Here is a 25385-nt window from a genome sequence, read left to right on the forward strand (position 1 = left end):
GCGAGGAGACCCAGTGCTCGACGCCGACTTCTTCCGCCGTTGGATGACGGCGACCGCCGCATCCGTGGACCGCGAGGCGGAACGGCTCACGGCCCTCGACTCGCCCATCGGGGACGCCGACCACGGCAGCAATCTGCTGCGCGGGTTCACGGCCGTGCGGGCCGCGCTGGAGAAGGAGGCGCCGCAGACGCCGGGTGCCGTGCTGACCCTGGCCGGACGCCAGCTGATCTCGACGGTCGGCGGCGCGGCCGGGCCGTTGTACGGCACCCTGCTGCGCCGTACGGGCAAGGCGCTCGGGGACGCCGCCGAGGTGAGCCAGGAAGAGCTCGCCGGGGCGCTGCGGGCGGGCGTGGACGGGGTGATGGCCCTCGGCGGTGCCGCCCCCGGGGACAAGACCATGATCGACGCTTTGGTGCCGGCCGTCGATGCGCTCGGCGACGGCTTCGGTGCGGCCCGGGCCGCCGCCGAGGAGGGCGCCGAGGCCACGATCCCGTTGCAGGCCCGCAAGGGCAGGGCGAGCTACCTCGGGGAGCGCAGCATCGGCCACCAGGACCCGGGGGCCACCTCGTCGGCGCTGCTGATCGCGGCACTCGAGCAGGCCGCGGAGGGCGCGGAGGCGGCAGGTGAGTGACGGCGGGCTGGTCGGGATCGTGCTGGTGTCGCACAGTGCGGAGGTGGCCGCTTCCGTCGCGGAGCTGGCCAGGAGGCTGGCCGCCGGTGGTACGGCGGTACCGGTCGCCGCGGCGGGCGGCACCGAGGGTGGCGGGATCGGGACCAGCTCCGAGCTGGTCGCGGCCGCGGCCGCGGCCGTGGACCAGGGCGCCGGGGTCGCCCTGCTCACTGATCTGGGCAGCGCGGTGCTCACCGTGAAGGCGCTGCTCACGGAGGGGGACGAACTGCCGCCGGACTCCCGCCTCGTGGACGCCCCGTTCCTGGAGGGCGCGGTGGCCGCGGTCGTCACTGCGGCGACGGGCGCCGGCCTCGACGCGGTGGAGGCGGCGGCCGTGGACGCGTACACCTACCGGAAGGTGTGACGGGGAAGACCCCGGGGCTCGGCGGTCCCGGCTCGGCGGTGCCGTCGGGCCGCCCGTTCAACCGCCGTCCCGGACGAATCGCCGCGCCAGCCGCTCTCCTCGTGCCACGGCCTCCGCGTGGTTCTCGATGGGCTCGACCGGCGAGCCCTTGAAGACGATGTACGTGACACCGGAGGGCGCCCCGCCGGTGCGCGGGTCGGTGGGGATCCCGAGGCTGCGGGCGGTGGCGTACGAGGCCTCGCCGATGATGTCGCGCGGGCCGGTGTCGCCGACGACCGCGTACCGCACCGTGCCCCGGTAGAGGACGGCGGCCACCGAGCCGCCGCGGACGCCGTGCTCGTGGGGGTTCCAGATGCGGCTTCCGGCCGGCACCACGATGTAGGGCAGGCGCTCGGCGCTCAGATGGCGGCCGTCGGACTGCTGGTAGGCGGTCGCGGAGGAGAAGAGCGGGTCGGTGCGGCGGTTGCAGCGGGCGGTGGGCCGGCCGTCGCAGTCGATGTCCATGTCGGCCGTCCAGAACACCACCTCCCGGGTGCCGCAGACCCGGACCTTCGCCGAGCCCGAGGAGTCGGTGCGGTAGCGGCCGTGGGAGACCGGGGCGCAGTGGCGCAACCTGGCCAGCAGGTCCGCGGCCGAAACCCGGCCTTCGCTCCGGGAGACGGCTGCCCCGCCGGGCCGTACGGCGACGGCGGGCTCGGTCAGCGTCGCCGGGACGAACAGAGCGGCCGCGCCGGCCGCGGCCAGCGTCAGTGCCTGGGCACGCACGATGGTGACCCTCTCATGGGGAGACATGGGCGGTAACCCGGCCAAATCTGACATAACGGACGCCCCATGAGTGGCCGAGTGGCCGGGGACCTGAGCCCGTGTCGGGCCAGGCCGCCCCGGCCGCCCGTGCGGGCGCGGGTTCAGCGACGACAGCGTCCCGCGCCCCAGGCGTGAACTGCCCTGATCTCGGGGGCAGTTCGGCCATGAGGTGGCTCAGCATACGTAACTCCCCGTGCCGGTCGCCAAATAGGACCATCACACCACCCTCTTGAGGTGATCACGCCATACGCGTCATATTGGTCCGGACCATTGCGGTGACAGTGCCGACCGCGCTGCGGGGGGAGGCTGAGTCGTGCGACGCGTGCCCCTCCCTCCGGTGGTCGTCTGCGGTGCCCTGGCACTGGTGGTGTCCTGCGGCTGGGGCGGCCCGGCCGGTGACGAGGGCCGGATGCCGGGTGCGCCGACGGGTGTCACCGCCGCGGCCGGGAGCGCCACGACCGTGCACGTCATGTGGAACGCGGTGACCGGTGGCGCCGGTGTCCGCGTCTACGAGGTGTATCGGGGCACCACGAAGATCACGGAGGTGCCGGGTTCGCAGCACATGGTGGACGTCACCAGGCTCAGGCCGTCCACCATGTATGTCTTCACCGTCCGGGCCCGGGACACGGACGGGCGAACCGGCCCGCCCAGCCGGAAGGTCCGGGCGAGGACACCCGCCGCCGTCACGGCGGACCGCTCGGCACCGAGCCGCCCCGGGCATACCGCGGGCCGTGCGGTCGGCAGCCGGTCCGTCCAGCTGTCCTGGGTCGCGTCCGAGGACGACCGGGGCGTGGTGTCGTACGACATCTGCCAGGGCGGGGTGAAGATCCACAGCGTCGGCGGCGGGCAGACCGCGACCGTGGTCACGGGGCTGCGCCCGGGCACCCGCTACGTCTTCACCGTCCGCGCCCGCGACGCGGCCGACAACCTCTCGCCCGCCGGCGCCCCCGTCCGGCTGACCACACCGGGCTCCGACGACGGCCGGGGCACCGCCCCGACCGGGTTCCGGGCCACGGCCCACCGCGCCGGCGGTGCGTACTACATCGACCTGTCCTGGGTGCCGCCGCGCACCGAAGGCGTGGTCACGGAGTACCAGATCCGGCTGGACGGGCGCCCCGCCACCTCCCTGGTGTGGGGCGGGACTCCGCCGCGCGGCCGGGCGTCCTACAGCTTCTACGCGGGCGGGGACGCGGGCGTGGTCCACCGGGTGCGGATCCGGGCCCGGCTGCCGGACGGCACCTGGGGCGGGTTCTCGGCGGAGCGGACCGTGACCACCGGCCAGGGCGGCTGAACGCGCCGGACGGCGCCCCGGAGTTCACCCGGGTGCGGCAATCCCTCACCCGGACGGGTGCGGTCCGCCTGCGGGACGGCCCGGGGGCACGTTTGCTGGCCCTGAGGCAGCACGGACGTTTCCCGACCCCCGGCGGCGCATGGGACGTTCCGCCAACCGTGCCGCCGGAGGGCAGCCCAATGCGCAGCACTACTCGACTTCTCCTCCGCTCCGGCCTCACCGCGGCGGCCGCCGCCGCGCTCCCGATCGGGTACACCGGGCCGGCCGGCGCCGTCTCGGGGATCTCCGTCAGCACCACCGGGTCCACGGTGTCGGTGACGACCAGCGCCTGTACGCAGAACAATGGCAGCTGGGGCAACGCCTCCCTGATCGCGAGCAGCCAGGCGAACTTCGCCCAGGGCCGGCAGGTGGCCCTGGCGGGCACGACCATCAGCCAGTCCGCCGCCTGGTCGGGGGTGAGCCCGGGGACGTACACCGTCGTGGTCGTCTGTTCCAACGGCATCACCGCGGGCACCCAGGCGGTCGTCGTCGCGCCTCCGTCGAGACCGACGATCTCCGCCACGTCCGCTCCCTCGCCGTCGCGCGGCGTCATGGGTGGCGTGGGCGGCGCCGCCCGCGACTACGGCCCCGTGACCCTCGGTGTGGGCGGGGGGCTGGTGGGCATCGCTCTCATCGCCACCGGCTGGATCCTGCGCCGCCGCTCGAAGCCGTACCGGTTCTGAACCGGGCCCGGTCAGACACCCTCGTCGCCGGCCGTGTTCCGCGGCAGCTCGCCGAACTCGGCCAGGGCGTGGGTGAGCCACCCGGTCCAGAAGGTCTCCAGGTCGATGCCCGCCCGCAGCACCAGGTGGCGCAGCCGGTCCTGAGTGCTGTCCCGGTCCGGTGGGAAGTCGCGCCGCTCGATCTCCTGGTACTCGGCCAACTGCCGCCGGTGCAGCTCGAGATGGCGGCGGATGTCGGTCTCCAGGCCCGCCGTGCCGACCACCGCCGCGGCGCGCAGCCGCAGCAGCAGGGCGTCGCGGTGCGGCTTGGGGTCCTGGGACGCGGACGTCCAGCGGGCCAGCTCGGCGCGGCCCGCGGGCAGGACCTCGTAACTCTTCTTCTGCCCGCGGACCGGCTGCTCGGCCGGCAGGGTGCGGATGTGCCCCTCGGCCTCCAGTCTCCCCAGCTCGCGATAGATCTGCTGGTGCGACGCCGACCAGAAGTAACCGATCGACCTGTCGAACCGGCGGGTCAGCTCCAGCCCCGACGACGGCTTCTCGAGCAGGGCGGTGAGGATCGCGTGCGGGAGTGACATGAACTCATCCTAGGGAGGGCACCGGGCCGTTCCGGCGCCGTCCAGCAGGCCCTAGAGGGCCGCCGCCAGCTCCGTGCCCTGCTTGATGGCGCGTTTGGCGTCCAGTTCGGCGGCGATGTCGGCGCCGCCGATGAGGTGCGCGGGGCGGCCGGCGGCGACCAGCTTCTCGTACAGGCCGCGGCGCGGCTCCTGGCCGGTGCAGAGCACGATCGTGTCGACCTCGAGGACCGTGCTCTCCTCGCCGACGGTGATGTGCAGCCCGGCGTCGTCGATCCGGTCGTAGCGCACGCCCGGGACCATGGTGACCCCGCGGTGCTTGAGCTCGGTGCGGTGGATCCAGCCGGTGGTCTTGCCGAGCCCCGCGCCGACCTTGGTGGTCTTGCGCTGCAGCAGGTGGACGGTGCGCGGCGGCGCGGGCCGCTCGGGGGCGGCGAGGCCGCCGGGCGCGCGGTAGTCCGTGTCGACGCCCCAGTGACGGAAGTACGTCGCCGGGTCCTCGCTCGCCTGGTCCCCGCCGTCGGTGAGGAACTCCGCGACGTCGAAGCCGATGCCGCCCGCGCCGAGGATCGCGACCCGGTCGCCGACGGGGGCGCCGCCCTGCAGCACGTCGAGGTAGCCCACGACGCGGGGGTGGTCGACCCCGGGAATGTCGGGGGTGCGCGGGGAGACGCCGGTGGCGACGACGACCTCGTCGTAGTCGGTGAGGTCCTCGGCCTCGACGGGGGTGTTCAGCCGTACGTCCACGCCGTGCGCGCCGAGCTGGTGGCGGAAGTAGCGCAGGGTCTCGTCGAACTCCTGCTTGCCGGGGACCTTGCGGGCCACGTTGAGCTGACCGCCGACCTCGCTCGCGGCGTCGAAGAGGGTGACCCGGTGGCCGCGTTCGGCGGCGCTGACGGCGCAGGCGAGACCGGCGGGACCGGCGCCCACGACGGCGACGCGCTTCGCCAGCCGGGTCGGCGCCAGAACCAGCTCGGTCTCATGGCAGGCGCGCGGGTTGACCAGGCAGGAGGTGATCTGTCCGCTGAAGGTGTGGTCCAGGCAGGCCTGGTTGCAGCCGATGCAGGTGTTGATGGCCTCGGGCTCGCCGGCGGCGGCCTTGGCGACGAAGTCGGGGTCGGCGAGCATCGGGCGGGCCACGGAGACCATGTCGGCGCACCCGTCCGCGAGCAACTGCTCGGCGAGTTCGGGGGTGTTGATGCGGTTGGTGGTCACCAGCGGGATGGACACCTCGCCCATGACCTTCTTGGTGACCCAGGTGTAGGCGCCGCGCGGGACCGAGGTGGCGATGGTGGGGATGCGCGCCTCGTGCCAGCCGATACCGGTGTTGATGATCGTCGCCCCGGCGGCCTCGACGGCCTTGGCGAGGGTGACGACCTCCTCCAGGGAGGAGCCGCCCGGGACCAGGTCCAGCATGGACAGCCGGTAGATGATGATGAAGTCCTCGCCGACCGCGGCGCGTACGCGGCGGACGATCTCGACGGGGAAGCGCATGCGGTTCTCGTACGAGCCGCCCCAGCGGTCGGTGCGGTGGTTGGTCTGCGCGGCGATGAACTCGTTGATGAGGTAGCCCTCGGAGCCCATGATCTCGACGCCGTCGTAGCCCGCCTGCCGGGCCAGGCGGGCGGCGCGCGCGTAGTCGTCGATGGTCCGCTCGACCTCGTCGTCGGTGAGCTCGCGGGGCTGGAAGAAGCTGATCGGCGCCTGGATGGGGCTCGGTGCGACGAGGTCCTCGTGGTAGGCGTACCGTCCGAAGTGCAGGATCTGCATCGCGATCTTCCCGCCCTCGCGGTGCACGGCGGCGGTGACGGCGGCGTGCTGCTCGGCCTCGGCCTCGGTGGTGAGCTTGGCGCCGCCCTCACCCGGGCGCCCCTCGTCGTTCGGCGCGATGCCGCCGGTGACGATGAGCCCCACTCCCCCGCGCGCGCGGGCCGCGTAGAACTCCGCCATCCGCTCGAACCCGCGCTCGGCCTCCTCCAGGCCCACGTGCATGGAGCCCATGAGCACCCGGTTGGGAAGCGTGGTGAAGCCAAGGTCGAGGGGGTTCAGCAGGTGGGGGTAACGGCTCATCGGGGGCCCTCCGTGCGCGGTGTCTTGGGCTCTGTTCTAGAGGAGGGAGAGGTCGTTGTGCAACTAGTTGCATAAACCTGGGCGGGTGAGTCCGGCCACTTTGTAACTACTGGTATGTACAATCAGTGTGCACCCGGCCCGCCCCAGACAGGAGCCCCCTATGCCCTTCGTCCGCATCGACGCCCTCGGCACCGATCGCACCCGCCTGGAAGCCCTCGGCCGCGCCGTCCACGAAGCGCTGGTCGAGACCCTCGGCATCCCGCCCGACGACCGGTTCCAGGTCCTCACCGGCCACGACGGCATCACCGGCACCCTGCGCCACGACGACTACCTCGGCATCCACCGGGACGAGGGTGTCGTCTTCGTCGCGATCACCATGCGGTCGGGGCGCACGCCCGGCCGGAAGCGGGCGCTGTACCGGCGGATCGCGGAGCTCGCCCACGCCTACGCGGGCACCGAGCCGCGCAATGTGCTCGTCACCGTCACCGAGAACGAGTCGGTCGACTGGTCCCTCGGCCACGGGGAGGCGCAGTACGCCCCGGGCGCCGATGGGGCGGCCGGGGCGTCATGAGCGGCCGGAGAGCCGGCAGCGGCTCTCTCGGTGACTCCGCTCAGCGGCTTTCGAGACGCAGGTGGAGGTCCCTCTCCTGGTCGCCGGAGGCCGTGCAGGTCTCCTGAACGGTGAACATCGAGTCCAGGCTGTGGCGGAAGCGGTCCACCGCCCAGTAACTGCCCTGGACGTCCGCCTGGACGGGTGAGCCGAGGTGCACCGGCGGGCAGCCCTGCCCGCGGGTGTCCGCGACGTCGTAGGTGCCGAGCCACACCATCGGACGGCTCTCGTGGAGCTGCTGCGGCACCTCTTCGGGAGCCCGGTCCGAGGCGAAGCAGGCGCTGAGCGCTTCGAAGACGAGTCGGGCGTCATCCTTGGAGTATCCGCTGATCTCCACCGAGACGGTTTCCGGATGCGACCGCTCCGTGTCCTTCATGATCGCTCCTTTCCTGGCCGCGCTGCGGTGCAACGGGGTACCCCGCCCAGCCGCGTCCATCCCCAGGAAAGCACCACCGACCACCCGGCACACCTCTAGCCGCGCGTGAACTTGTACGTCTTGCTGTCGGTGAGCACGCAGAAACCCGGGGACACCACGATCACGCGCAGGGTGCCGGTACGCCGGTCGTAGTCGATGCCCTCGGCCTCGAAGGTGCCGGAGCAGGCACTGCGCAGGGGCAGTTGGCGCAGCGCCGTGACGTGGCCGGAGACGTCCGCCGTACCGTTCGGCGCGCCCGACAGGTCGACCTGGAGGAGCGGCTTGGTGATGCCGAAGAGCGTGCCCTCGGGGTCGTCGGAGGAGCACAGCAGCGTCGTCGGGCCGGAGAAGTCGCAGCCCTGGACGTCGCGCACGGCATGGTCGAGGTTGACGGTGGAGACCTGCGGCAGGTTCGCCGAGGGCGAGGTGGAGGTGTTCGCGCCCGGGGCCGGGAAGACCAGGAAGCGGGTCATCGTGCCGTATTCCCCCGAAAGCATCCACTGGCCGTCGGGCGAGATCGCGACCCAGGAGTTGTTCAGCGCCTCCCCGGAGCTCAGCGTGTGGACGTACTCCGACCAGGCGCCGCCGGGTGCCTGCACCCGGAACATCTTCGAGTTGCCGGAGTCCCGCTGGTACGGCTCGATGTAGTAGCCGCCGTACGAGGCGTCGGGGTCGCCGACGTGGTTCCAGCCGCGGCTGCTCACGTCGAAAGGGATGGTGCCGATGCCGGTGTACCGGTTGGGGCTGCCGGCCGGGACCTCGACCGAGGTCAGGCCCTGGCTCTCGGTGAGCGGATCGGCGCGGTCGGAACCGGTCTCGGTCCAGGTGCCGGCGGCGGAGGCGGACGTGGCGGACACGGTGAGGGACAGGGCGGCGGCGGTGGCCAGGACGACGAGTGCGCTGAGGGCTGTGTGACCACGTTGCCGGACGGATGCGGGCAGGGGCGCGGGCATGGCCGACTCCTCGGGCGGGGGGTGGTGATCGGTCGGCCGACAGTCTGGCCCGACGCCATGGTCATGTACAGACCAATCACGCAACTGCGGCGTGAACTCTGTGGCGTCGCGGTGGAGAAAGTCGGCGCCAGCGTCAAAGAGTCCGGCGCGGGCACGGTAGAACAAGGGGAGACGGCACTGGGGAAGGCGTGCCGTGCGGACGGCAAGAGGCGGTGCGTGGCATGAGTGCAGCCGAGGCTCCGGTGGGCGGGGGCGGCGAGCCCCTGCGCGGACCGCTGCGCCCGAGCGGGCTGCTCGACGTGCTGGGTGTGGCCTCGGTGGTGCTGGACTCCGACGGGCGCATCGTGCTGTGGAGCCCGCAGGCCGAGGAATTGTTCGGCTGGTCGGCGCAGGAGGCGCTGGGGCGGTACGCGGCCCGCCTGATGGTGCACGAGCAGCACATCGAGCTGGTCGGCGAGCTCTTCGCCGACGTGCTGCGCACCGGGCAGGGCTGGGCCGGGGGCTTCCCCATCCGGCACAAGGACGGCAGCACGCGCCTGGTGGAGTTCCGCAACATGCGGCTGCTGGACGACCGGGGAGCCGTGTACGCGCTGGGCCTGGCCGCGGATCAGTCGACGGTCCGCCGGATGGAGCAGGACCTCGCGCTGTCCGGGCGGATGGTGCAGCAGTCGCCGATCGGACTGGCCGTCCTGGACACGCGGCTGCGGTACGTCTCGGTCAACCCGGCGCTGGAGAAGATCAACGGCGTGCCGGCCGAGGAACACCTCGGGCGGACCCTCCGCGAGGTGGTGCCGCTGCTGGACGCCGACGCGCTGGAGTCCGCGGCCCGCCGGGTCCTTCAGACGGGCGCGCCGCTCGTCGACCGGTCCACGGTGGGCCGCACCCCGGCCGACCCGGACGAGGACCACGCCTGGTCGGTGTCGCTGTACCGGCTGGAGGACGCCACGGGCACGGTGCTCGGCGTGGCGGCCTCGATGGTCGACACCACCGAGCAGTACCGGGCGGGCGTCGAGGCGGAGGCCGCGCGGCGCCGTCTCGCCCTGATCGCCGACGCCTCGGCGCGGATCGGCACCACGCTGGATCTGGACCGCACCGCCCGCGAGCTGGCCGACGTCGCCGTGCCGGAACTCGCCGACGTGGCGGCGGTGGACCTGCTGGACGCGGTCGTCGAGGGCCGCCGCAGCACCCTCGGACCGTCCGAACCGGCGGTGATCCGCGCCCTCGCCGTCCGCGCGGCGGACACGGAGGACGCGGAGGACGCCCTGCGGGCCGCCGACCCGCCCGGGCAGATCGCCCGCTACGCGCCCGACCGGCTGGTCACCGAGTGCGTACGGACCGGCCGCCCGGTCCTGGTGGCGCGGGTGAAGGACGAGGACCTTTCGCGCATCGCCCGCTCCCCCGAGGCGGCCGCCCTGCTGGACCGGGCGGGCATCCACTCGTATCTGGCCGTACCCCTGATCGCACGCGGCGAGGTGCTCGGCGCCCTCGATCTCAAGCGCACCCGGAACCCGGAGCCCTTCGGCGAGGACGATCTGCTGCTCGCCCGGGAGCTGGCCGCCCGAGCGGCCGTGCAGATCGACAACGCCCGCTGGTACCAGAACGCCCGCGACACCGCGCTCACCCTCCAGCGCAGCCTGCTGCCCGGCCGTCCGCCGGTGACCACCGGCCTCGAGGTGGCCTCCCGTTACCAGCCGGCCGGGGCCACCAGCGAGGTCGGCGGCGACTGGTTCGACGTCATCCCCCTGGAGGACGGCAAGACGGCGCTGGTCGTGGGCGATGTGATGGGCAGCGGCATCAGCGCCGCCGCGACGATGGGCCGGCTACGGACCGCGACCACCACGCTGGCCTCGCTCGGTCTGGATCCCGCGGTGCTCCTGGAGCACCTCGACAAGACCACCTCGGCTCTCGACCACTCCATCGCGACCTGCGTGTACGCCGTCCACGACCCCCATCTGCGCCAGTGCCGGATCGCCAACGCCGGTCACCTGCCCCCGGCGCACGTGCGTCCCGGCCGCCCGCCGGAGCTGCTCGACCTGCCCACGGGGGTGCCGCTGGGCGTGGGGGGCGTGGGCTTCTCCACCGTCACCGTCGACTTCGCCCCCGGCGACGAACTCGTGTTCTACACCGACGGTCTGGTGGAGACGCGCCGGCACTCGCTCGACGAACGCCTGGACGCCCTGCTCTCCCTCCTCGACGACCCGGCCCGCCCACTGGAGGAGGTCTGCGACCTCCTCCTGCGGACGATGCACCACCCCGACAACCACGACGACGTGGCGCTCCTCATCGCACGGGCGCAGGAGCTGGCCTAGGCCCTGCGCGCGGGGCGCACGCCGAGCACCACATGGCTGTACAGCTCCTCCGACACCGCCAGACGCGTGGTCAGACCGGCGCGGGTGAAGGCGTCGAGGGCCGCCGGGGACTGGTGTTCGCTCGTCTCGACCAGCAGGCAGCCGCCGGGAGCGAGCCAGTCGGGGGCCTCGGCGGCGACGCGGCGCAGGACGTCGAGGCCGTCGGGGCCGCCGTCGAGGGCGACGAGGGGTTCGTGCTCGCGGGCCTCCGCCGGCAGGAGACCCACTTCGCCGGTGGGGACGTACGGCACGTTGGCCGCGAGGATGCCCACGCGAGAGCGCAGACCGCCGGGCAGCGCCCCGAACAGGTCGCCCGCGTGGACCTGACCGCCGTACGGGGCGACATTGCGGCGGGCGCAGCGCACCGCGGCGGGGTCGATGTCGGCGGCGTGCAGCTCCACCCGGCCGAGGGCGGCGGCCAGGGCCGCGCCGACCGCGCCGGAGCCGCAGCACAGGTCGACGACGACGGCCGCGTCCGGCGCCTGGGCGAGAGCCTGGCCGACGAGGAACTCGGTGCGGCGCCGGGGCACGAAGACGCCGGGCTCCACGGCGATGCGCAGCCCGTGGAAGTGGGCCCAGCCGAGGACGTGTTCAAGGGGAAGCCCGGCGACGCGCCGGTCCACCATCGTGGCGAGTTCGTCCGGGGTGCGGGCGGCGGCGAGGAGCAACTCCGCCTCGTCCTCGGCGAAGACGCAGCCGGCGGCGCGCAGCGCCGTCACGACGGCGTCGGGCGAAAGGGGGGAAAGAGGGGGCATGGAAGCCGAGAGCCTTTCTTCGGGCCTGGGACCGAAGGGCGCTCACACGGTCACCGGTGCGGGTGATCCGTTCCGTCGCGAGGAGAGAGCACCCCAGCTGATACAGCGGTAATGGGTCTCACCTCCTCGGTGGTTTGCGGTCGGGACAGTCCGCAGCCGGACGGCCACCTTACCCCGGCCCAGCCAGTTGTATTCTACAACCAGAAGGTGCGGCAAGAAGGGCGGAGGAGGCGGACCCGTGACAGCAGCCCGGACGGCCATCGAGACCATCCAGCGCGAGATGACGATCTTCGCCCGGCGGGCCCGGGCCTCGGCGGGGCGCATGCACCCGGAGCTGTCGCTGGTGTCGTACACGCTGCTCGGACATCTGGAGGAGGTCGGCGGCTGCCGGGCCACCGACCTCGCGGCGCACTACGCCCTGGACAAGTCCACGGTCAGCCGCCAGGTGTCCGCGCTCGAGCGGGCCGGGCTCGTCGAGCGCCGCCTGGACCCGGCGGACCACCGGGTCCAGCTGCTGCATCTGACCGAGGCCGGCCAGGAGATCCTCGCCCAGGTCACCCGGCGCCGCCGGACGGCCTTCCGGGAGCGGCTGGCGGACTGGCCGGAAGAGGACCTGACGCGGTTCGCGGCGTACCTGGAGCGGTACAACGCCGAGCCGCCGGACGTCGCCGGGGCGGAGTGAGCGGGGACCGCCCGGTCACGCCACCGGCACGGCCTCCAGGCCGTCGGCCAGCCGCTCGGGAACCCGGGCCGCGAGGAACGCGGTACGGCGGCGGAGCCGGAAGCCGAGCGACTCGTACAGCCGGATGGCACCCGTGTTGCCCGCGCCGGTGTGCAGGAACGGGGTCTCGCCGCGTTCCCGGATGCCGTGCGCGACAGCGCGGATCAGCCGGGTCGCCAGGCCCTCACCGCGGAAGGCGGGGTCGGTGCAGACCGCGCTGATCTCGGTCCACCCCGGCGGGTGCAGCCGCTCCCCCGCCATCGCGATCAGAGCACCCTCACGCCGGATGCCCAGATAGGTGCCGAGCTCGACGGTGCGCGGCAGGAAGGGGCCCGGCCTGGTGCGTTCGACCAGGTCGAGTATCTCGGGTACGTCGGCGGGGCCGAGGCGGACCGCTTCCGCGTCGGGGACGGCGGCCAGACTCTCGTCCACCAGCTGGACGCCCTCGACGTGGAAGGTTATCTCCCAGCCGTCCGGGACCTGCCCGCCGAAGCCGGCCAGCGGCACCTCGGCGCCCGGTCCGGCCAGCGCCGCGACGTCCGCCCAGTCCTCGGCGGCGGGTTCGTCGGGCAGGGCCAGCCACGGGGACACGTCGACCGGGTAGCGCAGGACCCGGCCCCGCCGCTCGGCGAAGCGGGCGTGCGGGCCGGTCAGGGAGGCGCGGGCGGGGTTGTCGAGGACGTGCGGGGTCTCGGCGGTCATCGGGCGACCTCGATCACGATCTTGCCGCGGGCGTGCCCTTCCTCGACGGCGCGCAGGGCCTCTTCGGCACGCTCCAGCGGGAAGGTCCGGGTGACGTGCGGGTCCAGGTCGCCCTTGACGACCAGCGCCGCCACCGCGTCCAGGACGGCCGCGGTACGGGCGCGCGCCACCCGGGCGCCGCCGAGGTCCGCCACGGTCTGCTCGGGCGCGGCGGCGGTGATCAGCCTGGTCCGGTCGGTGAGCAGTGCGGCCGCCTCTGCGAGCACCTCGCCGCCGACGAGGTCGAAGACGCCGTCGACGCCGGCGGGCGCGGCGGCGCGCACCCGCCGGGCCAGGCCGGGCCCGGCGGGCACGTGCACGGCGCCCAGCGACTCGACGAACTCCTTCTTGCCCTCGCTCGCCACCCCCACGACCCGCAGCCCGAAAGCACGGGCGATCTGTGCGGCGGCTGCTCCGACCCCGCCGCCCGCGCCGGTGATCAGCAGCGTCGCGCCCGCGGGCAGGGCGAGCTGGCGCACGCCGTCGTAGGCGGTGGCGGCGGCGACCGGCAGGGTGGCGGCGTCGGCGAAGGAGAGGGCGGCGGGCTTGTGCGCGGCCACCTGGGCGGGCAGCACCGCGTACTCCGCGTACCCTCCGGCGGCCGTGTTGCCGAAGACCTCGTCCCCGACGGCGAATCCGCTCACGTCTTCGCCGAGTTCCTCGACGACACCGGAGACCTCGTTGCCGAGCACGGCGGGGAACTGGCGCTCGCCGGTCTCGCCGGGGCGGCGGTAGCCGGTGCGCAGCTTCCAGTCCACCGGGTTCACGCCCGCCGCCCGGACCGCGACCAGGAGCCGGCCGGGGCCGGGGCTCGGCCGGTCCACCTCCACGAGGGCCTCGGTCTCCGGTCCGCCGTACCGCGTGAAGACGTACGCCTTGGGCATCTGCTTCCTCACTCTCCTTGCGCTGCCGTCGCCGGGGCACCGGCGTCGGCACTCAGCGCCAAGCGGGAACACGGGAGGGCTATTCCCGGACCCGCCCGGAGTTCATACGGCCGCAATGCTGGAGCCCGACGACGGGCACTGACCAGGGACGGAACACCGGCGGGGACAGCGTACGGTTGAAGCATGAACGTCACCCGAGGCTTCACCGGGCGCCCGCGCGCCGGCCGCGCGGGGCTGCCGCCCGGCCAGTACGACGCCGGCGACGACTGGCCCGTCCTGTCCGCCGAGGTCACCCCCGACCTCGCGCCCGCCGACTGGACGTTCCGCGTCGACGGACTGGTGGCCGAGCCGCGCACCTGGGACTGGGACGAGGCGCACGCGCTGCCGGAGTCCGCGTACGAGGGCGACATCCACTGCGTGACGGGCTGGTCGAAGTTCGGGGTGCGGTTCGGGGGCGTGTCGCTGGACGCCTTCCTCGGCGCGGTGCGGCCCCACGGCTCCGCCACCCATGCCGTCGCGTACTCGCACACCGGCTACACCGCCGGCCTGCCGCTGGCCGACCTCACCGGCGGGCGCGCCTGGATCGCGTGGGAGTACGGCGGCGAGCCGCTCGCCCCCGAGCACGGCGGGCCGGTCCGGCTGCTGGTGCCGCACCTGTACTTCTGGAAGAGCGCCAAGTGGATCGCCGGTATCACCCTGCTCGACCACTACGAGCCGGGTTTCTGGGAGCGCAACGGCTACCACGCGCGGGGCAACCCCTGGGAGGAGCAGCGGTACTCCGGTGACTGAGACGGTGACCACCACGACGTTCACGACCACCACGACGTTCAATCCCCCCGCCCGTTTCGCGGTGCCCGGACGCATCGAGGTCGGCGACCCGGCCGCGTCGGTGTGGCAGACGGCCACGCTCACCGGGATCCGGCGGGAGACGCCCCGGGCCGCCACCTTCCGGCTCGCCGTGCCGGCCTGGGCGGGGCATCTGCCCGGACAGCATCTGATGCTGCGGCTCACCGCCGAGGACGGCTATACGGCGCAGCGCCACTACTCCATCGCGTCCGCGCCGGACGGCTCCGGGCACATCGAGCTGACCCTGGACCACGTCGAGGGCGGCGAGGTCTCCGGCTGGTTCCACACGGTGGCCAGGCCGGGTGACACGGTCGAGGTGCGCGGCCCGCTGAGCGGCTTCTTCGCCTGGCCGGGCGACCGGCCCGCGCTGCTGGTCGGCGCCGGCTCCGGAACCGTACCGCTGATGTCCATGGTGCGGCACCACCGGGCGCGGGGCCTGTCCGTGCCGCTGCGCATGGTGGTGTCCGCGCGGACCCCGGAGGAGCTGATCTACGCGCGCGAGCTGGGCGCGGAGACCACGGCCGTGTTCACGCGCCGGGCACCGGAGGGCGTGCCGGTGGGACGTATGGCGGCCGCACATGTGGCGCCGCTCCTGGCCGAGCAGCCTCCTGGTGGGTGGGAGGCCTATGTGTGCGGCTCCAACGGCTTCGCGGAGCACGCCTCGCGGCTGCTCGTCGCCGCGGGGCAACCGGTCGACCGGATCCGCATCGAGCGCTTCGGCTGACGGGCGGGCCCGGGGCGCGCAAGCGGGCGTCCAGCGGCGCTGTGGGTCCCTTTGCCATGCTCGGCTCCGCCGCGGGTGAGCGAGCTGCTCCGTACGGGGTACGCGACCGGTGTGGACGCTCGCATGCGTGCGACGTGCCGTGGTCCACGAGGGGGCCGCCGCTGCGGGTGACGGCGAGGAGGTCGACATGCGAACCCGGGTGCGCGGATGGCGCTGGCGGCGCAATCCGCTGCGACGCCGGTCGGACGTCGTGGAGGCGTGGGCGGCGCTGGCGGTCGCCGTCCTGCTGTTCGTGGGCGCGCCCCTGGCCGGGGCACTGGCGGGCCTGTGGGCCCATGAGGAGGCGCGGACCGCGGCCACGGCGCAGCGGGCGGAACGCCACCGCGTCCGTGCCGAGGTGATCGGCGACACGCCGGAGCGGCTGCCCTCGGTGGGCGGCCGGCAGGCCTACCGGACGACGGTGCGCTGGGCGGAGCCGGGCCAGGGGACGCGTACGGCGTCGGCCCGGGTCCCGGCGGAGGCGCGTCAGGGTGACGTGGTGGACGTGTGGTTCGACTCCCGGGGACGCAGCGTGGCCCCGCCGCCGGACGATGTCGCGGTCTGGCAGCACACCGTCGGCGTCGGCGTATGCGTGGCGGGCGGCGCGGCGGCCGTCCTCCTCCTCGGCCACGGCATCGCCCGGCATGTCTCGCTGCGGCACCGGATGGACGAGTGGGAGCGGGAGTGGGCCCGCACGGGGCCGGACTGGAGCCGGCGCAGGGCTTGACCCGGCGCAGGGCTTGACCCCGCGCAGGGCTTGACCCGGCCGGCGCGGGCGAGGGGGCTCGGTGCCCGGCGAGGGCCTGGCGAGTCCTCCGATCACCGACGTACGGTGTGATCATCCGCACGCTCTCACTCAAAGGCGGTTGTTGATGGCCCTGTTCGATCTTCCTCTGGACGAACTCCGCGCGTACCGCAGTGAGTCCGCCGAGCCCGAGGACTTCGACGCCTTCTGGTCCAAGACGCTCCAGGAGGCCCGGGAGCACGACCTGGACGCCCGTTTCGAACCGGTGGACTGCGGGCTGTCCACCGTGTCGGTGTACGACGTGACGTTCGCCGGGTTCGGCGGCCACCCGGTGAAGGGCTGGCTGACCCTGCCCGCCGGCGCCACGGAGCCGCTGCCGCTGGTGGTGGAGTTCGTGGGCTACGGCGGCGGGCGCGGGCTGCCGCACGAGCACCTGCTGTGGGCGTCGACGGGCCGGGCGCACTTCGTGATGGACACACGCGGCCAGGGCAGCGCCTGGGGCGGCGGGGGCGGCACCGCCGACCCGGTGGGCGGCTCCCCGGCGTACCCCGGCTTCATGACCCGGGGCGTCGACGCGCCCGAGAACTACTACTACCGCCGGGTGTTCACGGACGCGGTGCGCGCGGTCGAGGCGGCCCGTTCGCACCCGCTCACCGACGCGGCGCGGACCGTGGCGACCGGCGGGAGCCAGGGCGGCGGCATCACCCTCGCGGTGGGCGGGCTGGTCCCGGACCTGGTGGCGGTCGCCCCGGATGTGCCGTTCCTGTGCGACTTCCCGCGCGCGGTCACCGTGACCGACCGGCACCCGTACCGGGAGATCGGCCTCTACCTCAAGACGCACCGGGGCCGCACCGATGAAGTCCTGCGCACGCTGTCCTACTTCGACGGCGTCCACTTCGCGGCCCGCGGCCGGGCGCCCGCCCTGTTCTCGACGGCCCTGGAGGACCAGACCTGCCCGCCGTCGACGATCTTCGCCGCGTTCAACGCCTGGGCGCACGACGACAAGGAGATCGAGGTGTACGACTTCAACGACCACGAGGGCGGCGGCCCGTACCAGCAGGCGGCGAAGCTGCGCTGGCTGCGGTCGTACGCCTGAGGGGCGGCGGATGGACACACGGGAGGCCGCGGAGCGGTTCGTCCGGGTCTGGGAGCGGGCCTGGGCCACGCACGACGTGGCGGCGCTGCTGGAGCTGTACGCCGAGGACTGCGTGCACCGGTCGATGCCGTTCCGTGAGCCGCACCGCGGGCGGGAGGCGCTCGGGACCTACCTGCGCTGGTCGTTCGTCGAGGAACGGGTGACCGGCGTGCGGTTCTCGGCGCCGGTCGTCGCTCCGGACGGCGTCGCGGTGGCGGAGTTCCTGGTCCTGGCGGAGGAGGACGGCGTGCCGTCCACGCTCGCGGGCTGCGTCTTCGCGCGGTTCGACGAGGAGGGCCGCGCCGTGGAGACCCGGGACTACTGGCACACGGCGGACGGTCACCGGGAGCCCACCGGGAGGCTGTTCTTCCGCTGACCGCCCTTGTCCCGTCCCCACCCTTCCCTCCAGTCCGACCAGTCGGTACGTTCAGGGGTCCGGGTCGCAGCGGCGCGGCCCGGACCCACGGCGGACGACGGAGGGCTGATGTCCGGGGACGAGGCTCACGAGGTACGGGTGCAGGGCCACTGCGACGCCCGCTTCACGGCGGTGCGGCGGGCGTTCGAGGAGAACTTCCGGGACCGGGAGGAGCTCGGCGCCGCGGTGGCGGTGACGGTCGGCGGCGAGCCCGTGGTGGACCTGTGGGGCGGCTGGGCGGACGCGGCACGCACCCGCCCGTGGCAGCGGGACACCCTGGTCAACGTCTGGTCGACGTCCAAGGGGCCGGTGGCGCTGTGCGCGCACATCCTCGCCGACCGGGGGCTGCTCGACTTCGACGCGCCGGTCGCCGACTACTGGCCCGAGTTCGCCGCGGCGGGCAAGGAGAAGGTCCTCGTACGGCATCTGCTGTCGCACCGCGCCGGACTCTCCGGCATCCGCGAACCGCACTCGCTGCCGCAGCTCTACGACTGGGAGCTGACGACCGCGCGGCTCGCGGCGACCGAGCCGTGGTGGGAGCCGGGGACGCGGTCCGGCTATCACGCGCTGACGTACGGTTTCCTGGTCGGCGAGGTGGTCCGGCGGGTCTCGGGGCTGCTGCCGGGGGCGTTCCTGGAGCGGGAGGTGACCGGGCCGCTCGGGATCGACTTCCGGATCGGCCTGCCGGAGCGGGAGGCGGGCCGGGCGGCCGAGCTGGTGCATGCACGGGCCGCGCCGAGCAGCGAACAGTCCGCGATCTTCAGCCAGTTGGCGCCCGCGGCGATCGCGGCGCTGACCAATCCCGGGGTGGGCGCGAAGGAGGCCAACACGCCCGAGTGGCGGGCCGCCGAGATCCCGGCCGCCAACGGTCACGGCACGGCGCGGGCGGTCGCCGAGCTGTACGGCGTCTTCGCCGGGCGCGGGACGTACGGCGGCCGGCGGGTGTTGTCCGCCGAGGCGGCCGAGCGGGTGCGGGAGGGCCAGGGCAGCTGTCGTGACCTGGTACTGGGGGCCGGTTTCGAGCACGAGACGGAGGTCGGGCTGGGGCTGTGGCTGAGCGGCCCGAACGGCTCGTACGGTCCCGATCCGCGCGCTTTCGGACACGACGGCTTCGGCGGTTCCTGCGGGCTCGCCGACCCGGAGGCCGGTGTGTCCCTGGGCTATGTGATGAACCGGATGGGGCCGCACATCGCCGACGACCCGCGTAAGACGGCACTCGTGGACGCCCTGTACCGCGCGCTGTGAGGCCCTTGACGCGCGGTTCGGTTTCGGCCGAACCCGCAGGCCACCCTTCCCTGTTGGTGTAGACCAATGCTAGATGTGGTCGCGCAATGAGCCCGCACGGCTACGTCTTGTCACCAACAGGAGGCGCGGCATGGCCCGCACCACCCCCCAGGAACATCCGCAGACCGACGACCAGCCCCTCTACTGGCGGATCGCGACGCAGTTACTCGGCGAGCTGAGCGAGGGAACCATTCCGCCGGGTGAACGGCTGCCGGGCGAGCGGCGGTTGGCGGAGCACTTCGGCGTCAGCCGGGAGACCGTCCGGCAGGCGCTGGAGGTGCTGCGCCGCGACGGTCTGGTGACCACCGACCGGCGGGGCACCCACGCGACCCTGCCCGGCCTGCCGGTGGAGGAGCCGGTGTCGCTCGCCTTCCCGGTGGGCGCCCGCAGCGTCGATCCGGGCGCGGCCGACCGGGCCACCGTCACCTGGGAGGCTCCCCCGCCCGAGCATGCCGCCGCCCTCGGCCTCGCCCCGCACCGGCCGACCCTGGTGCACCGCTACCAGTCCGCCACACCCGACGGCCGCGCCGTGCGGACCGCGGTGACGTCGTTCTCCGCCGTGGCCCTGTCCGAGGTGGCCGAGCTGGGGCGCTACCGCGACCGTGCCGACGGCGCCGCGGCCGCGCAGCTGCAGCGGGCCTACGACTGGATGCGCAAGGCGGGACTGACCCTGCACCACCGGGACTCCATCAGCCAGGTCGCCGACGCCTCCTCGGTCCGGGTGACCCGACGGGTCCACGACCAGTTCGCCCGGCCACTGGAGATCACCGATCTCGTGGTGGACGCCCAGCAGGACACCCTGGTCTACGAGTTCACGGTGCCGGCGGCGGGGTGACGCCACTGTGTGCCATCACCAGCCGGGCGCGGGGGCTGCCGTCCGCGCGCCGCCCGAGCTCGGGCAGGGCGTGCAGCTCCACCACGAACCCGGCGCGCTCCAACTCCCGTACCACGTCCCCGAACCGGAAGGCGCGGTAGTACATGACGAACGGCGGACGCCAGACGGCGTTGCGCACCCGCATCACCGCGTCGAAGCCGAGCAGCGTCCAGTACGCGAGGGTCGTCGGCCGGGGCGGGCCGAGCACGGGGAACGCGAACCGGCCGCCCGGGCGGAGCACCGAGCGCACCTGCGCGAACAGGCCGGGCAGCTCGCGGGGCAGGAAGTGGCCCAGCGCCCCGAAGCTGACCACCAGGTCGAAGGCGGCGGCGAACGGCAGGGCGCGGGCGTCACCGCGCACCCAGGACACGCGGGGGCCGGCGGGGCGGACCCGCTCCCGGGCGACGGCGAGCATGCCGGCGCTGAAGTCGACGCCCGTGACGCTCTCGCGGCACACCCGCGCCAGCACCTGGGTACCGGCGCCGGTCCCGCAGCACAGGTCGAGGCCGTCCGCGACGGGACCGAGCCGGGCGAGCGCCTCCGCCACCGGCTCCAGCACCCCGTCCGGCGTCCGGAAGGGGGTGTGGTCGAACTTCGGGGCGAGCAGGTCGTAGCCGTGCTCGACGGACGACAGCGCCTGCACGGCGAGTTCGCGCAGGGTGGGGCCTTCGGGGCTGAACATCCGGGTCAGCCTAGGGCAACGCGCCGCTCCAGGAGCGCCAGAACCCGCTCGCACCAGTGCAGGTTCCCTTCCTCGAAAGCGATCCCGCCCATCAGGGTCAGATACGGGCCGACGCGGTCGGACTCGCTCAGGTACTGCTCCTCGGTGCGGCCGCCGAGGAGGCGGTCGCGGACGCGCAGATAGCGGTCGAGCTTGCCGCGCGCCCAGGTCATGCGCTCCTCGACCAGCTCGCGGGTGACGGCCGGGTCCGCACCGTCCATCGCCTGGATCTTGATGAAGAGCTCGTCGCGGAGGGCGGTGGGCCGGCGGGGCGGCTCGGCGGCGAAGGAACGCAGGTCCGCGCGGCCGGCCTCGGTGAGGGTGAACATCCGCTTGTTGGGCCGTCGCTCCTGCTGCACCACCCGGGCCTCGATCAGCCCCTCCCCCGCGAGCCGCTCCAGCTCGCGGTAGAGCTGCTGCGGGGTCGCCGGCCAGAAGTTGGCCAGGGACACGTCGAAGACCTTGGACAGCTCGTAGCCCGAGGCCTCGCCCTCCAGCAGAGCGGCGAGGACGGCGTACTTCAGAGACATGTGGACACGCTAACAGCAGGTGACTATTGTCATCCGCAATTACTCAACTAATTGACTATGAGGTGATCCGATGCGAGCGTTCCGCGAGGCGGTCGAGGCGGGCGACATGGACGCCGTGGAGGCGCTCCTGGCCGAGGACGTGGTCTTCACCAGCCCGGTCGTGTTCAAGCCGTACCCGGGCAAGGCGATCACGGCGGCGATCCTGCGCGGGGTCGCGCGGGTCTTCGAGGACTTCCGGTACGAGCGGGAGCTCGCCGGCGCCGACGGGCGCGACCACGCGCTGGTCTTCGCCACCCGGGTGGGCGACCGCGAGCTGACCGGCTGCGACTTCATCCATCTCGACGAGGACGGCCTGATCGACGAACTGACGGTCATGGTGCGGCCGTTGTCGGCCGCGCAGGCCCTCGCGGCTGCCATGGGCGCACAGTTCGAGGCGATCGCGAAGGAGGCGGAGGCCCGGTCGGCCGCCGCCTCCTGACGTCGGGCGAGGGCGAGGGTCAGCCCTTGAGGTTCTCCAAGGTGGCCTTCGTGTCCGACTTCAGCCAGTCGGTCACCTCGTCGAGCTTCGGCGGGTCCTTGTCCGCGTCGTACGAGGACAGGTAGGCGCTGTAGCTCATGGTGTACGTCATCCAGCCGTCCCGTACGGCCAGCGTGGCGTAGCGGGAGCCGCTGGAGGAGCCGCTGGTGGTGTCCTCGGTGACGAGGTACGCCTCGTCACCGATGCCGTTCACGCTCTCCACGTCGTAACCGGAGTGGCTGTCGTCGTAGTTCTTCCAGGTGGCCGTGAACTCGGGCCCGGGGTCGGTCTTCTTGTGCAGGTCCACCTGGGCGGTCAGGTAGGCGTCCGCGTAGCTCGAACCCGTCTTCTTCAGGCTGAGGCTGCAGTAACCCTCGTCGAGGGCGGCGGCCTTGAGCGAGTTGTGGGTCGGGGAGGTGTCGTTCTCGGGGTACTCGTCCTTGAAGGAGGAGTAGTCGCCGCCCGAGCAGAGGTTCGAGGGTGCGGAGTAGCCGCGCAGGTCCGCACTGTCCTTGCCGGCGATCAGGAAGACGCCGGCCGCCCAGGCCGCGGAGGCCACCACCGCGCCGACCACGGCCCACAGGACCGCCCGCCCGGCACCGCCGTTGCCACCGCCGGGCGGCGGGACCGGCACGGGACCGTAGGGACTCGGCTGCGCATACGGGTTGCCCGGCTGGCCCGGCTGACCGACCAGGGTCGGCTGGGCGTAGAAGCCCTGCTGCGCCTGGGCCGGGACCGTCGGGGGCGGGAAACCGGCCGGCCCGCCGGGCGGCGGCGACTGCGGGTTCGGGTAGGGATACGCGGTCGGCTGAGCGGGCGCGTCCGACGGCTGGTCGGGCTGCTGCGGCGGCGTGGGCGGCGTGGACATGACGTGAAGATAAAGCATGTGGGCGGTCAAGTCCCGTCACGTCCAGGATCGTTATGGTCTGGGGACATCTGGTGCAGGCCGGTGACGACACCGACACGACATGAGCAGCACGGCCCAACGGCAAGGGCGGCTCGGCCGGTCATGGGCTGATCGGGCGCCGTCCATAGCGGTGTTCCGCGTCAACTCGCGTTCTGCGCCCGGAGGCGGGCTGCCGAGCATGGGAGCCGAGCGGGCAGTGCGGCCTCCCGCCCGCCGACCCACCGGCCCGCCGGCCCGACCGATGCTCCGAGGATGCTGCCGCCGCTGCCGCGACCGGCGGGGCAGGGGAATAGACCCGGTCGACGCCATGTTGACGGATGCGGGCCCACTGGTACAGTGCGATCAGCATCAAGGTGCGCCCCGTTCCGGGCGCCGGTGCCCGTTCCACTTCGCTCAGCCGAGCCGCCCGTCGCTTCGCGACCGGCACGCCGGCTTCTCCGCACCACCTCGTGAGCAGGACGTTTCCGCCGCAGGCGCATCGTGTCCGCGATCACCCGAGGTGCTGCTTCCGCCGCCGGAGGCGTGTTCCCACGTCCCTCCCCGCGCGGCCGATCCCCCTTCCCATGCCTTGTTCCCACGTTCCGACCGTCCGGAAAGGACCCCCCACCCTCATGACCACGACCACCACACTCGAACACCCTCCCGCACGGCAGCAGCGCACGGCCGACCAGATCGTCACCGGTGTCCTCGACATCGACGCGCACGGGAAGGGGCACCTGCGCGCCGAGAGCTGCCTGCCCTCGCCCGCCGATCTCCAGGTCTCCCCCGCGCTGATCCGGCGTCACGGCCTGCGCCGCGGCGACCTCGTCGAGGGCGTCCGCGGCGAACGCCGCACCCTGACCGACGTGGCGCGCGTGGGCGGACGTACACCCGAGGCGCTCCGCGGACGCCGCCACTTCCGTGACCTGACTCCGCTGCACCCGCGCGAGCGGATCCGCCTCGAACACCCGGCGGCCGGGCTCGCCGGACGCGTCGCCGACCTGTTCACCCCCGTCGGCAAGGGCCAGCGCGGGCTGATCGTGGCCCCGCCGAAGACCGGCAAGACCGTGCTGCTCCAGCAGATCGCCGCCGCCGTCGCGGGCAACCACCCCGAGTGCCGGCTGATGGTGCTGCTGCTCGACGAGCGCCCCGAGGAGGTCACCGACATGCGGCGCTCGGTCCGCGGCGAGGTGTACGCCTCGACCTTCGACCGGTCGGCCAAGGACCACATCGCGCTCGCGGAACTCGTCGTCGAGCGCGCCAAGCGGCTCGTCGAGGACGGCGAGGACGTCGTCATCCTGCTCGACTCCCTGACCCGGCTGTGCCGGGCCCACAACAACGCGGCCTCCGCCGGCGGCCGCACCCTCAGCGGCGGCGTCGACGCGGGCGCCCTGCTCGGCCCCAAGCGGTTCTTCGGCGCGGCGCGGCACGCCGAGGAGGGCGGCTCACTCACCATCCTGGCCACCGCCCTGGTGGACACCGGCTCCCGCGCCGACGGCCTGTTCTTCGAGGAGCTGAAGAGCACCGGCAACATGGAGCTGCGGCTGGACCGGGAACTGGCCTCCCACCGGCTCTTCCCGGCCGTGGACCTCGACGCCTCCGGCACCCGCCGCGAGGAACTCCTGCTCACCCCGGCCGAATTGACCACCGTACGGGGGCTGCGCCGCGCGCTGCGGTCGCGGGACGGCGGCCCGGCGAACCTTGAGACGCTACTGCGGCGGATGCGCGAGACCCCCGACAACGCGACGTTCCTGCGGCGGGTCCAGCCGACACTGCCGACGGACTGATCCGCGTGCGGCATCCGGGTGCCTCCCGGGGCCGTCCGGCCCAGGCAACGCGCGCCACGGCACGTCCGTTCCTACGTTGATTCGTATGATGATCGGATTCTCCTCTCGGGTGGCTGCCTCGACCTGCGCCCTCTGCGTCGCGGGGGTGCTCGCGCTCGCCCCGGCGTCGGCGGACCCCGCCCCACCCGGACGGCCGAGGGCGGCGGTCCCGCAGCCGTCGCTCCTCTACCGTTCCGGCACTCAGGTCCGTCCGCACCCGGGGGTGCCCGAGGTCCCGGCCGTCTCCGCGCTGTCGTGGCTGGTGGCGGACGCCGACAGCGGCGAGGTGCTGGCCTCGTCCGAGGCGCACCGCAGGCTGCCGCCCGCCAGCACCCTCAAGACGCTGTTCGCCCTGACCGTGCTGCCGACCCTGCCCGGGAGCTCCCGGCACACCGTCGACACCAAGGAACTGGCGGACGTCGGCGAGGGCAGCAGCCTGGTCGGCGTGGTCGAGGGACACACGTACCGGGTCGCCGACCTGTGGCGGGGCGTCTTCCTCAGCTCGGGCAACGACGCGGTGCACGTCCTGGCCTCCCTCGCCGGCGGCTGGCAGACCACGGCGGACCGGATGCAGGTCAGGGCCCGCGCCCTGGGCGCCCTGGACACCAGGGTCGTCTCGCCGGACGGCTACGACACTCCCGGCCAGGTGTCGTCGGCGTACGACCTGGCGGTCTTCGGCCGCGCCGGACTGCGCAACCGCGACTTCGCCCGGTACTGCTCCACCGCCCAGGCCCGCTTCCCCGGCGACGACGGCGGGTCGTACGGCATCGAGAACACCAACCGGCTGCTGACCGGCGAGGACGGCGTGCAGCCGTACCCCGGTCTGATCGGCGTCAAGAACGGCTACACCACCAACGCGGGGAACACGCTCGTCGCCGCCGCGCGCCGGAACGGGCGCACGCTCGTGACGACCGTGATGAACC

The 25385-nt window shown here is 73.4% G+C and carries 27 protein-coding genes and 1 pseudogene; 17 read left to right on the plus strand and 11 right to left on the minus strand.

The genetic code is table 11. The features are described 5' to 3' along the window. The first annotated feature begins 13 nt into the window (after positions 1–13). Positions 14–631, plus strand: a complete 618-nt coding sequence (gene dhaL, locus ACH45E_RS01445) for a dihydroxyacetone kinase subunit DhaL (RefSeq protein WP_361436390.1) — start codon at positions 14–16, stop codon at positions 629–631. Then, the gene (locus ACH45E_RS01450) at positions 624–1034 is read left to right on the plus strand and encodes a PTS fructose transporter subunit IIA (RefSeq protein WP_361436388.1); all 411 of its coding nucleotides are present in this window, start codon (positions 624–626) and stop codon (positions 1032–1034) included. Before dhaL ends, ACH45E_RS01450 begins: the two co-directional genes overlap by 8 nt. Before the next feature lie 57 nt (positions 1035–1091). Here the strand turns inward: ACH45E_RS01450 and ACH45E_RS01455 are convergent, their stop codons facing one another. Beyond that, positions 1092–1799 carry a glycoside hydrolase family 75 protein gene (locus ACH45E_RS01455; protein ID WP_361436897.1) on the minus strand — a complete coding sequence of 236 codons (708 nt, stop codon included), beginning with the start codon at positions 1797–1799 and terminating at the stop codon, positions 1092–1094. A gap of 352 nt (positions 1800–2151) precedes the next feature. On the opposite strand from ACH45E_RS01455, the gene ACH45E_RS01460 reads away from it, so the two are divergent. Further along, positions 2152–3129 (plus strand): fibronectin type III domain-containing protein, encoded by a 978-nt coding sequence (locus ACH45E_RS01460; RefSeq protein WP_361436386.1) that lies wholly within the window; start codon positions 2152–2154, stop codon positions 3127–3129. Positions 3130–3308: 179 nt separating this feature from the next. Next, positions 3309–3851, plus strand: coding sequence for a hypothetical protein (locus ACH45E_RS01465; RefSeq protein ID WP_361436384.1), 543 nt, complete (start codon positions 3309–3311; stop codon positions 3849–3851). Positions 3852–3862: 11 nt separating this feature from the next. Here ACH45E_RS01465 and ACH45E_RS01470 read toward each other — a convergent pair whose 3' ends face one another. Further along, on the minus strand, positions 3863–4426 hold the full coding sequence (locus tag ACH45E_RS01470) for a PadR family transcriptional regulator (protein ID WP_361436382.1): 564 nt from the start codon (positions 4424–4426) through the stop codon (positions 3863–3865). Positions 4427–4477: 51 nt separating this feature from the next. Continuing rightward, the gene (locus ACH45E_RS01475; RefSeq protein WP_361436380.1) at positions 4478–6493 is read right to left on the minus strand and encodes an NADPH-dependent 2,4-dienoyl-CoA reductase; all 2016 of its coding nucleotides are present in this window, start codon (positions 6491–6493) and stop codon (positions 4478–4480) included. Between the two features lie 160 nt (positions 6494–6653). Here ACH45E_RS01475 and ACH45E_RS01480 point away from each other — a divergent pair, with 160 nt between their 5' ends. Continuing rightward, positions 6654–7064 (plus strand): tautomerase family protein, encoded by a 411-nt coding sequence (locus tag ACH45E_RS01480; protein WP_361436378.1) that lies wholly within the window; start codon positions 6654–6656, stop codon positions 7062–7064. 40 nt (positions 7065–7104) lie between these two features. Here ACH45E_RS01480 and ACH45E_RS01485 read toward each other — a convergent pair whose 3' ends face one another. Next, positions 7105–7479 (minus strand): hypothetical protein, encoded by a 375-nt coding sequence (locus ACH45E_RS01485; protein ID WP_361436376.1) that lies wholly within the window; start codon positions 7477–7479, stop codon positions 7105–7107. Positions 7480–7574: 95 nt separating this feature from the next. Next, positions 7575–8459 carry a hypothetical protein gene (locus ACH45E_RS01490; protein ID WP_361436894.1) on the minus strand — a complete coding sequence of 295 codons (885 nt, stop codon included), beginning with the start codon at positions 8457–8459 and terminating at the stop codon, positions 7575–7577. Positions 8460–8692: 233 nt separating this feature from the next. Here ACH45E_RS01490 and ACH45E_RS01495 point away from each other — a divergent pair, with 233 nt between their 5' ends. Continuing rightward, positions 8693–10780, plus strand: a complete 2088-nt coding sequence (locus ACH45E_RS01495; RefSeq protein WP_361436374.1) for a SpoIIE family protein phosphatase — start codon at positions 8693–8695, stop codon at positions 10778–10780. Here the strand turns inward: ACH45E_RS01495 and ACH45E_RS01500 are convergent. Next, positions 10777–11574 (minus strand): putative protein N(5)-glutamine methyltransferase, encoded by a 798-nt coding sequence (locus tag ACH45E_RS01500; protein WP_361436371.1) that lies wholly within the window; start codon positions 11572–11574, stop codon positions 10777–10779. The genes ACH45E_RS01495 and ACH45E_RS01500 overlap by 4 nt on opposite strands. 280 nt (positions 11575–11854) lie before the next feature. Here ACH45E_RS01500 and ACH45E_RS01505 point away from each other — a divergent pair, with 280 nt between their 5' ends. Continuing rightward, positions 11855–12256, plus strand: a complete 402-nt coding sequence (locus ACH45E_RS01505; RefSeq protein ID WP_399039935.1) for a MarR family winged helix-turn-helix transcriptional regulator — start codon at positions 11855–11857, stop codon at positions 12254–12256. A 15-nt stretch (positions 12257–12271) separates the two neighbouring features. On the opposite strand, the gene ACH45E_RS01510 is transcribed toward ACH45E_RS01505, so the two are convergent. Both ACH45E_RS01510 and ACH45E_RS01515 read right to left on the minus strand, forming a co-directional pair. Next, a complete protein-coding gene (locus tag ACH45E_RS01510; RefSeq protein WP_361436366.1) occupies positions 12272–12997 on the minus strand; it encodes a GNAT family N-acetyltransferase in 726 nt (241 codons plus the stop codon). Further along, complete coding sequence (locus ACH45E_RS01515; RefSeq protein WP_361436364.1) at positions 12994–13920, minus strand: NADP-dependent oxidoreductase; 927 nt, start codon at positions 13918–13920, stop codon at positions 12994–12996. Before ACH45E_RS01515 ends, ACH45E_RS01510 begins: the two co-directional genes overlap by 4 nt. A gap of 183 nt (positions 13921–14103) precedes the next feature. Here ACH45E_RS01515 and ACH45E_RS01520 point away from each other — a divergent pair, with 183 nt between their 5' ends. The 7 genes from ACH45E_RS01520 (at position 14104) to ACH45E_RS01550 (ending at position 19943) form a co-directional block, all read left to right on the plus strand. Beyond that, on the plus strand, positions 14104–14709 hold the full coding sequence (locus tag ACH45E_RS01520; RefSeq protein ID WP_361436362.1) for a sulfite oxidase-like oxidoreductase: 606 nt from the start codon (positions 14104–14106) through the stop codon (positions 14707–14709). Then, positions 14702–15490 carry a ferredoxin reductase gene (locus ACH45E_RS01525; protein WP_361436360.1) on the plus strand — a complete coding sequence of 263 codons (789 nt, stop codon included), beginning with the start codon at positions 14702–14704 and terminating at the stop codon, positions 15488–15490. The genes ACH45E_RS01520 and ACH45E_RS01525 overlap by 8 nt, the downstream gene beginning before the upstream one ends. Positions 15491–15677: 187 nt before the next feature. Continuing rightward, the gene (locus tag ACH45E_RS01530; protein ID WP_399039937.1) at positions 15678–16256 is read left to right on the plus strand and encodes a hypothetical protein; all 579 of its coding nucleotides are present in this window, start codon (positions 15678–15680) and stop codon (positions 16254–16256) included. Positions 16257–16401: 145 nt separating this feature from the next. Beyond that, a complete protein-coding gene (locus ACH45E_RS01535) occupies positions 16402–17370 on the plus strand; it encodes an acetylxylan esterase (protein ID WP_361436356.1) in 969 nt (322 codons plus the stop codon). Between the two features lie 10 nt (positions 17371–17380). Next, entirely contained in the window at positions 17381–17785 is a 405-nt protein-coding gene (locus ACH45E_RS01540) for a nuclear transport factor 2 family protein (protein ID WP_361436354.1), read from the plus strand. A 108-nt stretch (positions 17786–17893) separates the two neighbouring features. After that, positions 17894–19069: a serine hydrolase domain-containing protein gene (locus ACH45E_RS01545; RefSeq protein WP_361436352.1), complete on the plus strand. Its 1176-nt coding sequence runs from the start codon at positions 17894–17896 to the stop codon at positions 19067–19069. Positions 19070–19199: 130 nt separating this feature from the next. Continuing rightward, positions 19200–19943, plus strand: a complete 744-nt coding sequence (locus ACH45E_RS01550; protein ID WP_361436350.1) for a GntR family transcriptional regulator — start codon at positions 19200–19202, stop codon at positions 19941–19943. Here ACH45E_RS01550 and ACH45E_RS01555 read toward each other — a convergent pair. Further along, on the minus strand, positions 19921–20664 hold the full coding sequence (locus ACH45E_RS01555; protein WP_361436348.1) for a class I SAM-dependent methyltransferase: 744 nt from the start codon (positions 20662–20664) through the stop codon (positions 19921–19923). The two genes, ACH45E_RS01550 and ACH45E_RS01555, sit on opposite strands and share 23 nt — an antisense overlap. A 5-nt stretch (positions 20665–20669) precedes the next feature. Then, positions 20670–21233, minus strand: coding sequence for a PadR family transcriptional regulator (locus ACH45E_RS01560; protein ID WP_361436346.1), 564 nt, complete (start codon positions 21231–21233; stop codon positions 20670–20672). Positions 21234–21303: 70 nt separating this feature from the next. Here ACH45E_RS01560 and ACH45E_RS01565 point away from each other — a divergent pair, with 70 nt between their 5' ends. Further along, positions 21304–21711, plus strand: a complete 408-nt coding sequence (locus tag ACH45E_RS01565; protein WP_361436343.1) for a nuclear transport factor 2 family protein — start codon at positions 21304–21306, stop codon at positions 21709–21711. 19 nt (positions 21712–21730) lie between these two features. On the opposite strand, the gene ACH45E_RS01570 is transcribed toward ACH45E_RS01565, so the two are convergent. Next, complete coding sequence (locus tag ACH45E_RS01570; protein ID WP_361436341.1) at positions 21731–22618, minus strand: hypothetical protein; 888 nt, start codon at positions 22616–22618, stop codon at positions 21731–21733. A 650-nt stretch (positions 22619–23268) separates the two neighbouring features. Here ACH45E_RS01570 and rho point away from each other — a divergent pair. Together rho and ACH45E_RS01580 are read left to right on the plus strand one after the other, a co-directional pair. Beyond that, positions 23269–24423: a transcription termination factor Rho gene (gene rho, locus ACH45E_RS01575; RefSeq protein ID WP_361436339.1), complete on the plus strand. Its 1155-nt coding sequence runs from the start codon at positions 23269–23271 to the stop codon at positions 24421–24423. A gap of 88 nt (positions 24424–24511) precedes the next feature. Beyond that, positions 24512–25327: pseudogene (locus ACH45E_RS01580) on the plus strand (D-alanyl-D-alanine carboxypeptidase family protein); the annotation flags it as partial. Positions 25328–25385 lie beyond the last annotated feature (58 nt).

It is taken from the genome of Streptomyces sp. NPDC020299, assembly GCF_044387825.1.
GTDB lineage: Bacteria > Actinomycetota > Actinomycetes > Streptomycetales > Streptomycetaceae > Streptomyces.

Bases quoted from the DNA above. Each gene is read 5' to 3' on its own strand.
- ACH45E_RS01465 (WP_361436384.1), top strand. From the start codon at position 3,309: ATGCGCAGCACTACTCGACTTCTCCTCCGCTCCGGCCTCACCGCGGCG.
- ACH45E_RS01470 (WP_361436382.1), bottom strand. From the start codon at position 4,426: ATGTCACTCCCGCACGCGATCCTCACCGCCCTGCTCGAGAAGCCGTCG.
- ACH45E_RS01475 (WP_361436380.1), bottom strand. From the start codon at position 6,493: ATGAGCCGTTACCCCCACCTGCTGAACCCCCTCGACCTTGGCTTCACC.
- ACH45E_RS01480 (WP_361436378.1), top strand. From the start codon at position 6,654: ATGCCCTTCGTCCGCATCGACGCCCTCGGCACCGATCGCACCCGCCTG.
- ACH45E_RS01485 (WP_361436376.1), bottom strand. From the start codon at position 7,479: ATGAAGGACACGGAGCGGTCGCATCCGGAAACCGTCTCGGTGGAGATC.
- ACH45E_RS01495 (WP_361436374.1), top strand. From the start codon at position 8,693: ATGAGTGCAGCCGAGGCTCCGGTGGGCGGGGGCGGCGAGCCCCTGCGC.
- ACH45E_RS01500 (WP_361436371.1), bottom strand. From the start codon at position 11,574: ATGCCCCCTCTTTCCCCCCTTTCGCCCGACGCCGTCGTGACGGCGCTG.
- ACH45E_RS01505 (WP_399039935.1), top strand. From the start codon at position 11,855: ATGACGATCTTCGCCCGGCGGGCCCGGGCCTCGGCGGGGCGCATGCAC.
- ACH45E_RS01510 (WP_361436366.1), bottom strand. From the start codon at position 12,997: ATGACCGCCGAGACCCCGCACGTCCTCGACAACCCCGCCCGCGCCTCC.
- ACH45E_RS01515 (WP_361436364.1), bottom strand. From the start codon at position 13,920: ATGCCCAAGGCGTACGTCTTCACGCGGTACGGCGGACCGGAGACCGAG.
- ACH45E_RS01520 (WP_361436362.1), top strand. From the start codon at position 14,104: ATGAACGTCACCCGAGGCTTCACCGGGCGCCCGCGCGCCGGCCGCGCG.
- ACH45E_RS01530 (WP_399039937.1), top strand. From the start codon at position 15,678: ATGCGAACCCGGGTGCGCGGATGGCGCTGGCGGCGCAATCCGCTGCGA.
- ACH45E_RS01535 (WP_361436356.1), top strand. From the start codon at position 16,402: ATGGCCCTGTTCGATCTTCCTCTGGACGAACTCCGCGCGTACCGCAGT.
- ACH45E_RS01540 (WP_361436354.1), top strand. From the start codon at position 17,381: ATGGACACACGGGAGGCCGCGGAGCGGTTCGTCCGGGTCTGGGAGCGG.
- ACH45E_RS01545 (WP_361436352.1), top strand. From the start codon at position 17,894: ATGTCCGGGGACGAGGCTCACGAGGTACGGGTGCAGGGCCACTGCGAC.
- ACH45E_RS01550 (WP_361436350.1), top strand. From the start codon at position 19,200: ATGGCCCGCACCACCCCCCAGGAACATCCGCAGACCGACGACCAGCCC.
- ACH45E_RS01555 (WP_361436348.1), bottom strand. From the start codon at position 20,664: ATGTTCAGCCCCGAAGGCCCCACCCTGCGCGAACTCGCCGTGCAGGCG.
- ACH45E_RS01560 (WP_361436346.1), bottom strand. From the start codon at position 21,233: ATGTCTCTGAAGTACGCCGTCCTCGCCGCTCTGCTGGAGGGCGAGGCC.
- ACH45E_RS01565 (WP_361436343.1), top strand. From the start codon at position 21,304: ATGCGAGCGTTCCGCGAGGCGGTCGAGGCGGGCGACATGGACGCCGTG.
- ACH45E_RS01570 (WP_361436341.1), bottom strand. From the start codon at position 22,618: ATGTCCACGCCGCCCACGCCGCCGCAGCAGCCCGACCAGCCGTCGGAC.
- rho (WP_361436339.1), top strand. From the start codon at position 23,269: ATGACCACGACCACCACACTCGAACACCCTCCCGCACGGCAGCAGCGC.